Origin of the sequence: Actinokineospora cianjurensis (assembly GCF_003663795.1) — a bacterium.
GTDB lineage: Bacteria > Actinomycetota > Actinomycetes > Mycobacteriales > Pseudonocardiaceae > Actinokineospora > Actinokineospora terrae.
The window spans coordinates 1,846,033-1,859,406 of sequence record NZ_RCDD01000001.1; the positions used below are offsets into that span (position 1 = coordinate 1,846,033).

General features: G+C 72.4%; 9 protein-coding genes. 2 read left to right on the forward strand and 7 right to left on the reverse strand.

Annotation, left to right across the window (positions count from 1 at the left end):
* Positions 1–112 precede the first annotated feature (112 nt).
* From CLV68_RS08770 to CLV68_RS08780, 3 genes are all read right to left on the reverse strand, one after another.
* Complete coding sequence (locus CLV68_RS08770; protein ID WP_425454843.1) at positions 113–1,105, reverse strand: family 2 encapsulin nanocompartment cargo protein polyprenyl transferase; 993 nt, start codon at positions 1,103–1,105, stop codon at positions 113–115.
* A 205-nt stretch (positions 1,106–1,310) separates the two neighbouring features.
* Positions 1,311–2,720: a family 2B encapsulin nanocompartment shell protein gene (locus tag CLV68_RS08775; RefSeq protein WP_121389948.1), complete on the reverse strand. Its 1,410-nt coding sequence runs from the start codon at positions 2,718–2,720 to the stop codon at positions 1,311–1,313.
* Between the two features lie 64 nt (positions 2,721–2,784).
* Positions 2,785–4,212, reverse strand: a complete 1,428-nt coding sequence (locus tag CLV68_RS08780; RefSeq protein WP_121389949.1) for a family 2B encapsulin nanocompartment shell protein — start codon at positions 4,210–4,212, stop codon at positions 2,785–2,787.
* Between the two features lie 414 nt (positions 4,213–4,626).
* Here CLV68_RS08780 and dprE2 point away from each other — a divergent pair, with 414 nt between their 5' ends.
* A complete protein-coding gene (gene dprE2, locus CLV68_RS08785; RefSeq protein WP_121389950.1) occupies positions 4,627–5,382 on the forward strand; it encodes a decaprenylphospho-beta-D-erythro-pentofuranosid-2-ulose 2-reductase in 756 nt (251 codons plus the stop codon).
* 1 nt (position 5,383) lies between these two features.
* Here the strand turns inward: dprE2 and CLV68_RS08790 are convergent, their stop codons facing one another.
* The 4 genes from CLV68_RS08790 to CLV68_RS08805 all read right to left on the reverse strand — a co-directional run bounded on the left by CLV68_RS08790 (position 5,384) and on the right by CLV68_RS08805 (position 10,448).
* Entirely contained in the window at positions 5,384–8,248 is a 2,865-nt protein-coding gene (locus CLV68_RS08790; protein ID WP_121389951.1) for a helix-turn-helix transcriptional regulator, read from the reverse strand.
* A 551-nt stretch (positions 8,249–8,799) separates the two neighbouring features.
* Complete coding sequence (locus tag CLV68_RS08795) at positions 8,800–9,198, reverse strand: hypothetical protein (RefSeq protein ID WP_121389952.1); 399 nt, start codon at positions 9,196–9,198, stop codon at positions 8,800–8,802.
* Positions 9,191–9,568 (reverse strand): hypothetical protein, encoded by a 378-nt coding sequence (locus tag CLV68_RS08800; protein WP_121389953.1) that lies wholly within the window; start codon positions 9,566–9,568, stop codon positions 9,191–9,193. Before CLV68_RS08800 ends, CLV68_RS08795 begins: the two co-directional genes overlap by 8 nt.
* A gap of 130 nt (positions 9,569–9,698) precedes the next feature.
* A complete protein-coding gene (locus tag CLV68_RS08805) occupies positions 9,699–10,448 on the reverse strand; it encodes a thioesterase II family protein (RefSeq protein ID WP_121389954.1) in 750 nt (249 codons plus the stop codon).
* Between the two features lie 432 nt (positions 10,449–10,880).
* On the opposite strand from CLV68_RS08805, the gene CLV68_RS08810 reads away from it, so the two are divergent.
* Positions 10,881–13,358, forward strand: coding sequence for a LuxR C-terminal-related transcriptional regulator (locus CLV68_RS08810; protein WP_121389955.1), 2,478 nt, complete (start codon positions 10,881–10,883; stop codon positions 13,356–13,358).
* The last annotated feature ends 16 nt before the right edge of the window (positions 13,359–13,374 follow it).

The window sequence follows — 13,374 nt, forward strand, 5'->3', positions numbered from 1 at the left end:
ACCGCTGCTGACCCAGGCTGCACAATCCGACCCGGCGCTGGCGTGGCAGGCGATCGACGCGGGCTAGGGCTCGTCACCGGGGTCGAGCGGGATGGCCTGCCGTGCGAGGGGCTCAGTGGTCGCGGCGGATGATCATGTCGGCGAGGGCCATCAGTTCGCCTTCGGCTCGGGTGGTGGGGAGGGCGGCGGCGAGGTGGTCGGCGGCGTCGGCCAGGAGGTCGTCGGCTCGGGTTCTGGCCCAGTTGCGGCCGCCTGCGGATTCGACCAGGTCGGCTGCGCGGACGAGTTCGGCGGCGGTCAGGGCGTCGTCGCGGTGGTAGAGGGCGCGCAGTTCCCTGGCGGCGGCGGTGTCGGTGGTCAGGGCGGCGACGACCGGGAGGGACTTCTTGCGGTTCTCCAGGTCCGAGTACACCGGCTTGCCCGTGGTGGCCGGGTTGCCCCAGATCCCGAGCAGGTCGTCGACCAGTTGGAACGCCAGGCCGAGTCGCTCGCCGAAGGAGCGCAGGTGGTCGACCTGGCTGGGGGAGGCGCCGCCCAGCAGTGCGCCGAGGGAGGTGGCGCCGCCGAGCAGGGCGCCGGTCTTGCCCTCGGCCATCCGCAGGCACTCCGCGGGGGTGACGTCGGCGCGGCGTTCGAAGGCGAGGTCGGTGGCCTGGCCCTCCTGCACGGCCAGCACCGCGGCGGACAGCACCCTGGCGGCTGGCTGGGCCCGGGGGTGGTCGCTGGCGGCCAGCACGTCGAAGGCCAGCGTCAGCAGCGCGTCGCCAGCCAGGATCGCCGGGCCGAGGCCGAACACGCTCCACGCGGTGGGTCGGTGGCGCCGAGTGCGGTCGCCGTCCATGACGTCGTCGTGCAGCAGCGTGAAGTTGTGCACCAGTTCCACGGCGACCGCGGCCTGCAGCGCCTCGGCAGGCGAGCCCCCCACGGCCTCGGCGGCGGTCAGCACCAGCGCGGGCCGGATGGCCTTGCCCGCGTCCGCCTCGGTCGGCCCACCCTGCTCGTCCCACCAGCCGAAGTGGTAGCCCGAGATGTGCCGCATGGCCTCGGGCAGGGTGTCGACGGCGGCGCGCAGCGCCGGGGTGAGCAGGGTCCGGCTGTGCGCCAGGACGTCCCGGGCACCGCGGTGGGCGACGGTGCCGCCCTCGTCGGCGCGCCGGGCGCCGGGGACGTGGACGGTGGGGTTGGTGGACACGGGGCCGGTCCCTCGATTCGGGTTGGACGGGCGGACGGGGCCCGGCTAGAAGGGCGGGAAAGCAGGGGCGGAGGGAGGAACCGGTGGCCCGCGGGGGAATGCGGGCCACCGGCGGGTGTCACAGTCCGATTTGGACGTTTTCCAGCACGCCGAGCGCGTCGGGCACCAGTACCGCGGCGCTGTAGTAGGTGCTCACCAGGTACGACATGATCGCCTTGTCGTTGATCCCGGTGAACCGCACCGACAGGCCCGGCTCGTACTCGTCCGGGATCCCGGTCTGGTGCAGGCCGATCACGCCCTGGTCGGACTCCCCGGTGCGCAGCACCAGGATCGACGTGGTGCCGGTGTCGGTGATCGGGATCTTGTCGCTGGGCAGCAGCGGCACCCCGCGCCAGGACCGCACCTGCTTGCCGCCCAGGTCCACCGTCGGCGGGTACAGCCCGCGCTTGGTGCACTCGCGGCCGAACGCGGCGATCGCCCTGGGGTGGGCCAGGAAGAAGTTCGACCGGCGCCGCCGCGCGAGCAGCTCGTCGAGGTCGTCCGGGGTGGGGGCGCCCTCGCGGGTGTGCAGCCGCTGGCGCAGGTCGGCGTTGTGCAGGAAGCCGAAGTCGCGGTTGTTGACCAGCTCGTGCTCCTGGCGCTCGCGCAACGCGTGGATGGTCAGCCGCAGCTGCTGCTCGACCTGGTCCATCGGCTGGTTGTAGAGGTCGGCGACCCTGGTGTGCACCTTGAGCAGGGTCTGCGCCACGGACAGCTCGTACTCGCGCGGGCTGCCCTCGTAGTCGACGAACGTGCTCGGCAGTTCGTGCTCGCCGGAGTGCCCGGAGGCCATCGCGATCTCGGCCTCGCCGTGCTTGTTCGCCCTGGCTGGCGGGGTGGCCCGGAAGGCGTCGACGTGCTGGCGCAGCGCGGTCGAGCGCTCCTGCAGCGACAGGAACTCCGAGCGGGACAACGACATCACGATGCACGCCGTGCTGGCCTTGGCGGTGAAGTCCCAGGTGGCGTCGGCGTCGATGAGCCCGCGGTCGCCGAAGAACTCGCCGTCGGCGAGGACCGTCAGCACGGCCTCGTCGCCGAAGTGGCCCTCGGTGTAGGTGGTGACCTTGCCGTGCGCGATCAGGTGCACCGCGTCGGCGGCCCGACCGCGCTCGACGATCACCTCACCGGCGCGGAACTCGCGCTGGGTGAACCGGTTCGCCAGCTCGGCCAGCGCGCTGTCGTCGGTGAGCCCGCGCAGCAGCGCCAGCTCGCGCAGCTCGGTGGGCACGATGTCGACGTCGGCGCCGGTGTTGGTGAAGGTGACGCGGCCGTCGCCCAGGGTGTAGCTGAGCCTGCGGTTGACCCGGTACACCGCGCCCTGGGCCTCGACCCACGGCAGCATCCGCAGCAGCCAGCGCGGGCTGATCTCCTGCATCTGCGGGACGGACTTGGTGGTGGTCGCGAGATTGCGCGCGGCCCTGGTGCTCAGGCTCTGCTGGTGCTGCTCGGACTCGGAGTCGAGAAGACCGGTCACGCGGGGAACCCCCATCGGGAAGGTGGTGAGTGTGCGGACTGCGCGGGTCCCGCGCCGGGCACGGGACCCGCGGCTGTGCTTAGAGACCGATCTGGACGTCGTCGAGCACGGCCAGCGCGTCCGGCACCAGCACGGCGGCCGAGTAGTACGCGGTGACCAGGTAGGACAGGATCGCCTTGTCGTTGATGCCCATGAACCGCACCGACAGGCCGGGCTCGTACTCGTCGGGCAGGCCGGTCTGGTGCAGGCCGACCACGCCCTGGTTGTCCTCGCCGGTGCGCATCGCGATGACCGAGGTGGTGCGGGAGTCGCTGATCGGGATCTTGGCGCACGGCAGCACCGGGATGCCGCGCCAGGACGGCACCTGGTGGCCGCCGATGTCGACGTTGGCCGGGTAGATGCCGCGCTTGCTGCACTCGCGGCCGAACGCGGCGATCGCCTTGGGGTGGGCCAGGATGACCGACGGGTCCTTCCAGACCTTGCTCAGCAGCTCGTCGAAGTCGTCCGGGGTGGGCGCGCCGGTGCGGGCGTGCACCCGCTGGCGCGGGTCGGCGTTGTGCAGCAGGCCGAACTCGCGGTTGTTGACCAGCTCGTGCTCCTGGCGCTCGCGCAGCGCCTCGATGGTCAGCCGCAGCTGCTGCTCGACCTGGTCCATCGGCTGGTTGTAGAGGTCGGCGACCCTGGTGTGCACCTTGAGGACCGTCTGCGCCACCGACAGCTCGTACTCGCGCGGCGAGACCTCGTAGTCCACAAAGGTCTCCGGCAGCTCGACCTCGCCGGAGTGGCCAGCGGCCAGGTTGATCGGGACCTCGCCGTCCTGCTCGTGCTCGCCGCTGGCCAGGAACGACTCGACGTGCGCGCGCAGCGAGGGCGCCCGCTCCAGCAGCTCCTGGAAGTCGGCGCGGCGCAGCGAGAGCACCGTCACCGCGGTGGCGGCCTTGGCGGTGAAGTCCCAGATGCGCTCCTGCAGCAGGCCCCACTGGTCGAAGTACTCGCCGTCGGTGACGACGCCGACCACGGTCTCGTCGCCGTAGTGGCCCTCGGCGAACTGCTCGACCCGGCCGTGCGCGATGACCAGGAAGCGGTCCTCGGCGTGGCCCCACTCGACCAGGGTGTCGCCCGCGGCGTAGTCCTCCTGGCGGAACAGCCCGGCGAGCGCGGTGAGCGCCTCCTCGTCGTCGAAGTCGCGCAGGAAGGACAGCTCGCGCAGGTCGCCTGCGACCACGCGGGGCTGGGCGTCGCCGCGGTCGACGGCGATCCTGCCGTCGCCGACCACGTAGTCGATGGCGATGCGGCCGTCCCCGACGACGTAGCTGCGCCGCTGGTTGACCCGGTAGGTGCCGCCCCCGACGTGGGTCCACGGCAGGACCCTGAGCAGCCAGCGGGAGGTGATCTCCTGCATCTGCGGGACGGACTTGGTGGTGGTCGCGAGGTTGCGCGCCGCCTCGGTCGTGAGGCTCTGCTGCGCAGCAGCCTCGCCGCCGACAGGGCGCAGGGTCTCGGTCACGGTGCTACCGCCAATCGCTTGTCCATGCTGGTGGTGAAAGGGTCGCGGGTGCTGAAAAAGGTGAGGTCCTGATGGGACGTCGCTGGGGACAATGCCGGGGCGCCGATTACCGGGATCCGGTCAGGACCGGCGGAACGCGTCTCACCTTCATGTTGTCGCTGGTAAGGGCCGCGGCCTCCGCCTCGGTCGGCGCGTCGCCATTGTCGACGCGCACGAAGCTAGCACCGCGAATTCGTGACACAACAGTCCCCGAATCGGCTGGTGATAACCCGGGAGAACAGACCGGATCTCGCGATCAGGCAGACCGCCAGTAGTCATGTGGTCCTCCCATCACTCGATCTTGCGCCCGATTGGGCCATGCGTGACGGAGGGATACCTCTAATGGACGCAGCGTGAGCGCGACACACTGTCGGCATGAGTGCTGCGAGCGGTGCGGTGGTCGTCCTCGGCGGGCGGAGCGAGATCGGTCTGGAGCTGGCGCGGTTGCTGGCCCCGGGGCGGGTGGTGGTGCTCGCCGCGCGACGGGCCGGTGACCTTGATCACGAGCGCGTGTCGCTACTGGACAGCGGCGCGACCGAGGTGCACGCGGTGGAGTTCGACGCCGACGATCTCACCGCGCAGGCGGCCGTGCTCGACGGGATCACCGCCGCGCACGGTCCGATCGGCACCGTCGTCGTCTCCTTCGGCATCCTCGGCGACCAGCCGACCGCCGAGGCCGACGCGGACCACGCGGTCTCGATCGTCCACACCGACTACGTCGCCCACGTGGCCGTCTTGACACACCTGGCGAACCGGCTCCGCCGACAGGGCAGCGGCGAGCTCGTCGTGTTCTCGTCGGTCGCCGGTGTGCGGGTGCGGCGCGCCAACTACGTCTACGGGTCGGCCAAGGCCGGGTTGGACGGTTTCGCCAGCGGGCTCGCCGACGCACTCGCGGGCTCCGGCGTGCGCCTGCTGCTGGTGCGCCCGGGGTTCGTGATCGGGCGGATGACCGAGGGCATGTCCCCCGCGCCGTTCTCCAGCACGCCCGCTCAGGTCGCGAACGCCACCGCCCGCGCCTTGCGGCGCGGGCGGGGCGGTTCCGGGGAGGTGTGGGTCCCCGGCGTGCTGCGACCGGTGTTCTTCGCGATGCGGCTGCTGCCCAGGGCGATCTGGCGTCGACTGCCCAGGTGAGCTAGCGGTCCTCCGCCGTGGCGAGCAGTTGCCGGGGCAGGCCCGCGGGCAGGTCGGTGCGGCGGCTCACGTTGAGCTTGCGGTAGACGCGGGTCAGGTGCTGCTCGACCGTGCTCACCGTGATGTAGAGCTTCCCGCCGATCTCCCGGTTGGTGTGCCCGAGCGCGGCCAGCACCGCGACCCTGCGCTCGGCCTCGCTCAGCGCGTCCATGCCGGTCGGCTCCTGGTGTCGTCCGGTCTGCTCCGGCACCTCCGGCTCGCGGCCGGGCAGCAGTTCCCGGCTCAGCGGCTCGGCCTGGCAGCCCTTGGCCATCTGCAACGCGCGCCTGGCCACCGTGCGCGCCTTCTCGCACTCACCGGCGGCGCTGTGCGCGTGGCTGAGGTCGAGCAGCGCGCGGGCCAACTCGAACCGGTCGCCGCCGGTGTGCAGCAGGTCCACCGCCTCGGTGAGCAGCGGGACCCGGCGCTCGGCGGTGGTCGCCGCGGCCAGGATGCGCAGGGTCGCGCCGCGGGTGCGGGCGCCCTCGCAGCCGGGCCGGGTGAGCTGGTCGGTCATCAGCGCGCGGGCGTTCTCCCGGTTGCCCAGCGCCAACTGCGCCTGCGCGGCACCGGACCGCCACGGCACCAGCGCGGGCAGGTCGACGTCCCAACCGGACATCAGCTCGCCGCACCGCTGGAAGTCCGCGAGTGCGGCATGTGGACGGTCGGTGGCCAGGTAGTGGGAACCGCGCGCGTACAGGTACTGCAAGCCGAACTGGGTCTGGTACATCGAATCGGGCACCGGCACGCGCAGCAGCGCCGCAGCTTCCTCGTGCCTGCCCATCGCGGTGGCCGCGGCGACCCTGGTCGACAGCGGCACCCCGATCGCGACACCCCAGCCCTGCGGCGAGAGCTTGTCGAACGCGGCGGTCGCCAACTCGGCCGCCGCGGGCAGATCTCCTTGGCGCAGCGCGACTTCCGCGCGCATGGCACCGATCACGGCCTGCCAGGTGAGCGCCCCGCGCGCGGTGGCGTCGGAGAGCAGCGAGTCGCACCAGTGCGCGGCGCGGTCGTTGCGGTCGGCGTGCACCAGCGCCGCCAGCGCGGACAGCTGCGAGCCCAGCGTCTGCTCCCCGAGCCTGCAGCTCTGCAGGATGTGCTCGGCGGCGACCACGATCTCCTCGCGCGGGCCGCCGAAGCGCACCCGGTCGAGCATCGCCGACGCGCGGGTCCACGGGTTGGCCAGCAGCGGCTGCGGTTGCCCGGCCTCCGGCGCGGGCATCCCGGCCACCACCGGCGGGTACAGGAACGCCAGCCAGTGGAAGACCAGGCTCAGCTGGCCCGCCATCGGCGCCGCGCGGTCGGCCGCGGCGGCGGCCAGGCCGGACAGGGTGCCGGAGAGCTCCTCGGTGTGGCCGTACCAGAGCAGGAACTTGGCCAGGTGGACCGCGTTGCGGTCCGACAGCCTGCCCTGCGCCCGCGCCGCGCGCAGCGACGGCAGGTGCCGCGCCGCGGCGGAGGGGTTGCGGCGCCACTCGACCCGCAGCAGCTGGGTGGTGATGTCGGCGCGCTCGTCGACGTCGCCGCTGGTGCGCGCGGCCAGTTCCAGCCTGCGCACCGCCAGGTCCATCCGGTCGGCGACCAGGTCCTCCTGCGCGGCGTGCCGCAGCACCTCGACCGCCCAGGTCTGCTCGCCCGGCTCCTCGGCGCCGTCGGCGGCGGTCAGGTGGCGGGCGACCTCGTCGGCAGGGGCACCGTCGCGGTAGAGCAGTCGGGCGGCCCGCGCGTGCAGGGCGCGCCGGTCGGCCGGGGCGATGCTGTCGAGCACCGCCGCCTTGGCCACCGGGTGCCGGAACCGGCCGCCGTCGAGCAGACCGGCCAGCTCCAGCACGTCGAGCACCTGGGCGGCGGCATCGGAGGTGATGTCGAGCAGGCTGCCGAGCAGCACCGGCGACCCGGCGTCGCCCAGCAGCGCCAAGCCGCGGGCCACCTGCAGCATCGCCGGTTCCCAGCGGTGCAGGCAGGCCAGCACGGCGGTGCCGAACTCCTGGCCGACCACGACGGCCCCGTCGCCGGGGCGCAGCCCGGACCGCACCGCGGCCCGGTGGTCGTTGACCAGCGCGGTGACCAGCAGCGGGTTGCCGCCGCTGACCGCGTGGTGCACCGGGGCGAGCGCCACCGCGGTGGCCGGGTCGAGCCTGCCAGCGAGCAGCTCGGCCACCCCGGCCAGGCTCAGCGGCGCCAACCGCAGGTGGGTCGTGTTGGGCTGGCGGGTGACCTCGGCGCGGAACACCGCCTGGGTCGGCCGCGGCAGCGCCCACTCGGTGAGCAGCACCAGCACCCTGGCGAAGCGCATCCTGCGGCGCAGGTACAGCAGTGCCTGCAGGGACTCGCCGTCGGCGAACTGGACGTCGTCGACCGCGATCACCACGGTCCGCTCGGCCGCCAGCTCCAGCAGGGCCGCGCAGACCTCGTCGAGCACCCGCGCGCCCGTCCGGCCGATAGCCGTCGGGTCCGTGGCAGCCGGGTCCGCGGCCGTCGGGTCGGTGGGCGCCTGCGGCACCGCGCCGGTGTCCGGCTGGGACTCGCCCCCGCCGACCTCGCCGATCAGCTCGGCGATGCCCGCCGCCGCAGCCCCGGACAACGCCGGACCGGCGAACAGCTGCCGCAGCACCCCGAACGGCAGGGTGCGCTCCGCGCGCGACCCCGTCGCCGTGAGCAGGGCCGCGCCGTCGGCGGCCACCCGGTCGGCGAAGGCGTGCAGCAACTCGGTCTTGCCGCTGGCGACACCACCGCTGATCAACGCGACCTGTCCCCGACCCCGACCGCTCTCGGCGTACAACCGCCCGAGCGCGGCAAGTTCCTCTCCTCGTTCGACCAGCGCCATGCGCCCGCCCCTTCCCCTCCGGCCCCTCGGCTCCGCATCCGGCCCCACCCCGCCCGAAGTCACGCTCGGTGATCGGTGTTTTCCCCGTTGCCCCACGCTCTGCGGTGAATCTAACGGCAATCACCGCTGTTGTGGAAGGTTTGCCAATTGGCTGGATGAACACTGCGTGATGTTGATGCGTTTTCGCTTTTCGAATGGACCAAGTGGAGCATCCGGTTGCGGCGCTGGCCGTACCGCGGTCCGGTTGGGTTTGGTTCGCATTCAACGACTTGACTCACCGGTAGTCCTGTGACCGGCCGTCACAGCAAATACGGCGAGTCAGCCCAGAACGGTTGGTGAATCGCCCACTGCAAACATCAAGAGCGCCTTAAGTTGCCGCAGGTTAGGGGTGGAACCGGGGTTGCGTGGGCCTGGCCAGGGGGTGTGGACCGGGTGGCCGAGGCGGGCCGAGACGCCCGATGACCCTATCCTGACAACTACGGCCAGTGACAGACCTCGTCCACCAATGGCCTAGTCCGATACGCGGGTGCCCGGTTGGCCGCAATGGGTGTTCACCGTGCGGTACGGCGAATCCAGAGCAATCCGAGAACCGGGAGGACGAGCGGCACGAAACCGTATCCCCTACCGAATACCGACCAGACGGTCGCGTCCGGAAATGCGTCGGGCAGGACCAGGCTGAACGTTCCGATTAGCAGCACGCCGACGAGTTCGACCACACAAGAGACCACCGCGACCCGGCGGGACGTCCTCGTCCCTCTAGCGAGGCACACGGTCGCCACGACGTAGACGACGGCCGCGAACGCCGAGAGCAGGTAGGCCAGCGGCGCGCGGGAGAAGTGGGTGCTGATCTGGCTGGCCGACCGCGCGCACGCGGCCAGCGCGAAGATGGCGTAGACCGCGATCAGCAGCCTGCCCGGCCCGGAGCGGGTGGGGTTCGGTGCCTCAGCCATGGGCCCACACCTGACCCATCCGCACGATCATCACCGGGATCACCAGGGTGCCGACGACCAGCACCGCCGTGCCCCAGCGGGTGCGCTCGGCCAGTGACCAGTACAACGCGACAGGCAGGATCAACAGCGAGCCGAGCAGGTAACCGCCGTAAGACAGGCCGGGCACGTCGTGGTCGGCCCCAGCGAGCTTGATGAACCCGAGCACGGCTTGTGTGAGCAGGCCGAGCTCGATCAGCGCCAACAGCGCGAGGTATGCCTTGCCGTCGACGCGCTCGATCGGCAGCGGCCGGTTCAGCAGCACGAGCACCAACGCCCACACCGCCGCCCCGACCGAGACCCAGGTCAGGGCGGGGGACAACACGTCGATCATCGCTGCGGCTCCCAGGCTCCGTCGTGACCTGGTGAGCCTCGCACGCCCCGCGCCGCCGACACCGCGCGGGGCGGTCAGCGCACCACAGGTACTGCGCCGTCCCGGATGCGCCGGTCGACCGGTCCGCGGACTAGTCCACTGTGGAGAGCGAGCCGACGTGCGCGCGGATCCGGTCGAGCACCGCGGGGACGTGGCTGTTGAGGTAGAAGTGCCCGCCGGGGTAGACCTCGCGCTCGTAGCCGCCGTCGGTGTGGTCGGCCCACTTGTCCACCTCGGCCAGCGTGGCCTTGGGGTCGCTGTCCCCGGTCAGCGCCAGCACCCTGGCCTTGAGGCGGGGGCCGTCGACGCGCCGGTAGGTCTCGGCCGCCTTGTAGTCCGCGCGGATCGAGGGCAGCACCATGCGCAGGATCTCGTCGTCGTCGAGCAGCTGGGACTCGGTGCCGTCGAGCCGCTTGATCTCGCGGATCAGGCCGTCGTCGTCGAGTTCGTGGTTGCGCTCGTCGCGCAGCGCGGACGGGGCGCGGCGGCCGGACACGACCAGGCCGTGCACCGCGGTCCCGCGCTCCTGCAGCCGCAGCGCCAGCTCGAAGCCCACCGAGGCGCCCATGCTGTGCCCGAAGACGGTCAGCGGCTTGTCGAGGTACGGGGGGAGCACGTCGGCGATCTGGTCGGCCAGCTCGGCGATGGTCTCGACGCACGGTTCGAGGCGCCGGTCCTGCCGCCCCGGGTACTGCACGGCCACGACCTCGATCCGAGGGCTCAGCGCGCGCGACACCGGGAAGAAGTAGCTGGCAGAGCCACCTGCGTGCGGTAGGCACAACAGCCGCGTGGCCGCTTGCGGTGCCGGGTGGAACCGACGCAGCCACAGATCCGTGCTCATCCCTCTAGTCCTCTCTCCCCGCGAGTCCCTACCTGGCGATGGTGCCACGGTGCCGCTCTTGGCGGTGCCCGCCGCAATGTCCGCGCTGGTGCGGAATCGCTGGGGAATGCTCGACGGCTGTTTCTCCTGCCGCCGAAATCCGACGATCCCAGGGCCTGCCGCCGCCGGACAACCCCCTATCCGACCGGTGGAACCCGCCCACCACCCCGGTACCGGCATCAATCGCTCCTGACCTGCGGGTAGGTCGAGCAGGGGAGTCGGGTGTCCACCCCTGTCCACCCCTATTCGACCCCGGTCCGGCATAAGGCGGGCAGGCCCGTGGCGTTAACGGGAAAATGTCTTCCCGGCAATGGTCGTCACTTCTCCGATACCCGCCGAGCGGAGTAGATTGCCGGGTCGGACGCCGCTCGCCGGGTGTGGAGGGAAGGCCGGATGGCACTGGTCGAACGCGGCAGCGCGGTCGAGGCGTTGGTCGGCCACCTGGCCGAGTGCGCGTTGGGCGGTGCCAGGGTGGTCGCGGTGGCAGGCGGGCCTGCCAGCGGCAAGTCGAGCCTGCTCGACCTGTTCGCCGACCGGGTCGCCGACTCCGGGGCGCTGCTGCTGTCGGCGTCCGGGTCGCGCGGGGAGCGGGACATCCCGCTTGGCGCGGTCCGCCAGCTGGAGTCCGGGCTGCCCGCGGCGGAGGGCGAGTTCGTCGACCGGGTCCTCGGTGTGGCGCGGGAGCGGTCCGTGGTGCTCGCGGTAGACGACGTCCAGCACGTGGACGCCGCGTCGCTCGGGCTGCTGGCGCGCCTGCGCACCAGGGCCGTCGGCCTGCCGGTGCTGCTGGTGGTGACCGACTGGGAGCTGCTGTCCGGGCCGTTGACCACGCACGCCGACCACCGGCTGCGGCTGGGGCTGCTGACCGAGTCCGGGGTCGCCGAACTGCTGCGCGCCGAACTCGGCGACGACACCGCCGCCGTCGCCTACCACCGCGTCACCGGCGGGAACCCGCTGCTGCTGCACGCGCTGATCGCCGACAACCGGTCCGACCCGACCGCCGCCGAGCCGGGGTTCGCCTTCCGCCAGGCCGTCGTCGCCTGCCTGCACCGCTGGGAGCCGCGGCTGCTCGCCGTCGCCAGGGCGCTGGCGGTGCTGGAGACCTGGTCGTCGCCTGGCGCGCTGGCCGAGCTGACCGACCAGACCGAGGCGGTGGCCGCGCGGCTGACCGGCGTGCTCACCTCGGCCGGGGTGCTGGTGGGCTGGCGGCTGCGGCACGAGGCGATCCGCACCGCCGTGCTCGGTGGTCTCACGCCTGCCGAGTCCGCCCGATTACACCTGCGCGCGGCGCGGGTCCTGCACCGGCGTCGCGCGCGACCGATGGACGTCGCCCGGCTGGTGGTCGCCTCCGGCGAGGTGGACGAGCAGGTCGTGGACGAGTGGGTGGTCGAGGTGCTGCGGGCGGCCGCGCTCGACGCCATCGCCACCGACCGCGGCGAGTTCGCGGTCCGCTGCCTCGAACTCGTCCTGCCGATGACCTCCGGTCGGGTCCGGGAGCAGACCGCCGCCGACCTGGCAGGCGCGCTCTGGCGGCACAACCCGGCCGACGCGCACTTCCTGTCCGAAGTGGACCCTGTGACCGCGCTGAGGTTCACGTTGTGGCACAGCGAACCGGAGAGCTCCACAGAGGACATCGGACTGGCCTTCGCCAACCAGTGGATCCGCGGCACCCGGCTGTCGGTGTCGGCGTTCACCCCGTGGGAGCGGGCCGCGGCCGCGTTGCTCCCCGGGCTCACCGGCGGGGCGTTGACCGATGTGGTGGCCAACGCCGAGCAGGTGCTGCACGCGTGCCCGCTCGGGGACCGCACGGTCGAGGTGCTGGCGGGCGCGGTGACCGCGCTGGTGCTGGCGGACCGGGTCGACCTGGCCGAGCGGTGGTGCCTCAAGCTGATCGGTGAGGCTGAGCAGCGCAGGGCGACGACCTGGTTGGCCCTGCTCGGGGCGGTGAGCGCGGAGGTCGAACTGCGCCAGGGCGCGGTCCGGTCGGCGTGCGAGACGGCCCAGCGCAGCCTGGAACTGCTGCCCGCGCGGTCGTGGGGCGTGCTGATCGGGCTGCCGCTGGCGACGATGATCGCCGCGGACACGGCCATGGGGATCACCGACAGCCCCGCGCTGCGCGAGGTCGTGCCGGACGACATGGGCGACACCCTGATCGGCGCCAGGTACCTGCGCGCCCGCGGCCACCACTACCTCGCCTCGGACCGGGTCCTCGCCGCCATCGCCGACTTCCAGGCGTGCGGCCGCGTCGTCACCGCCGCGGGCGTCGACCTGCCCGGTCTCGTCCCCTGGCGCACCGACCTCGCCGAGGCCCACCTGCGCTTCGGCAGGCGCCGCGCCGCGACCCACCTGGCCCGCGCCCAGGCCGACCTGCCCGCCGCGGCCGCCCACCACACCCGCGCCAGGACGGTCCGCGTCTTCGCCCTCGCGGGCCACCAACCCGTTCGCCTGCTCCAAGAAGCGGCCGATTCCTTCCGCGCCACCGGCGACCGCTACTCCGCCGCCGTCACCACCGCCGAGTTGTCCGCCGCCATCGCCGCCCGCGGCGACACCACCCGGGCCCGCCGGGTGGCGAAGAACGCCGCGGACGAAGCCTCGGCCTGCGGCGTCGGCGCCCTGCTCACCCGCCTGCCCGCCCGCCGCGACACCCACGACCACACCACCCTCAGCGACGCCGAACACCGCGTCGCCACCCTCGCGGCGCTGGGGCACACGAACCGGGAGATCGCGCACAAGCTGTTCATCACGATCAGCACGGTGGAACAGCACCTGACGAAGATCTACCGCAAACTGGGCGTCCGCAAGCGCGCCGACCTGCACGCCGGACTGTCCGTCCACAGGGGAGCGTCCGGTCTCCTCGGCGGAGCGCGGTAGCTCGGCTGGCTGCCGG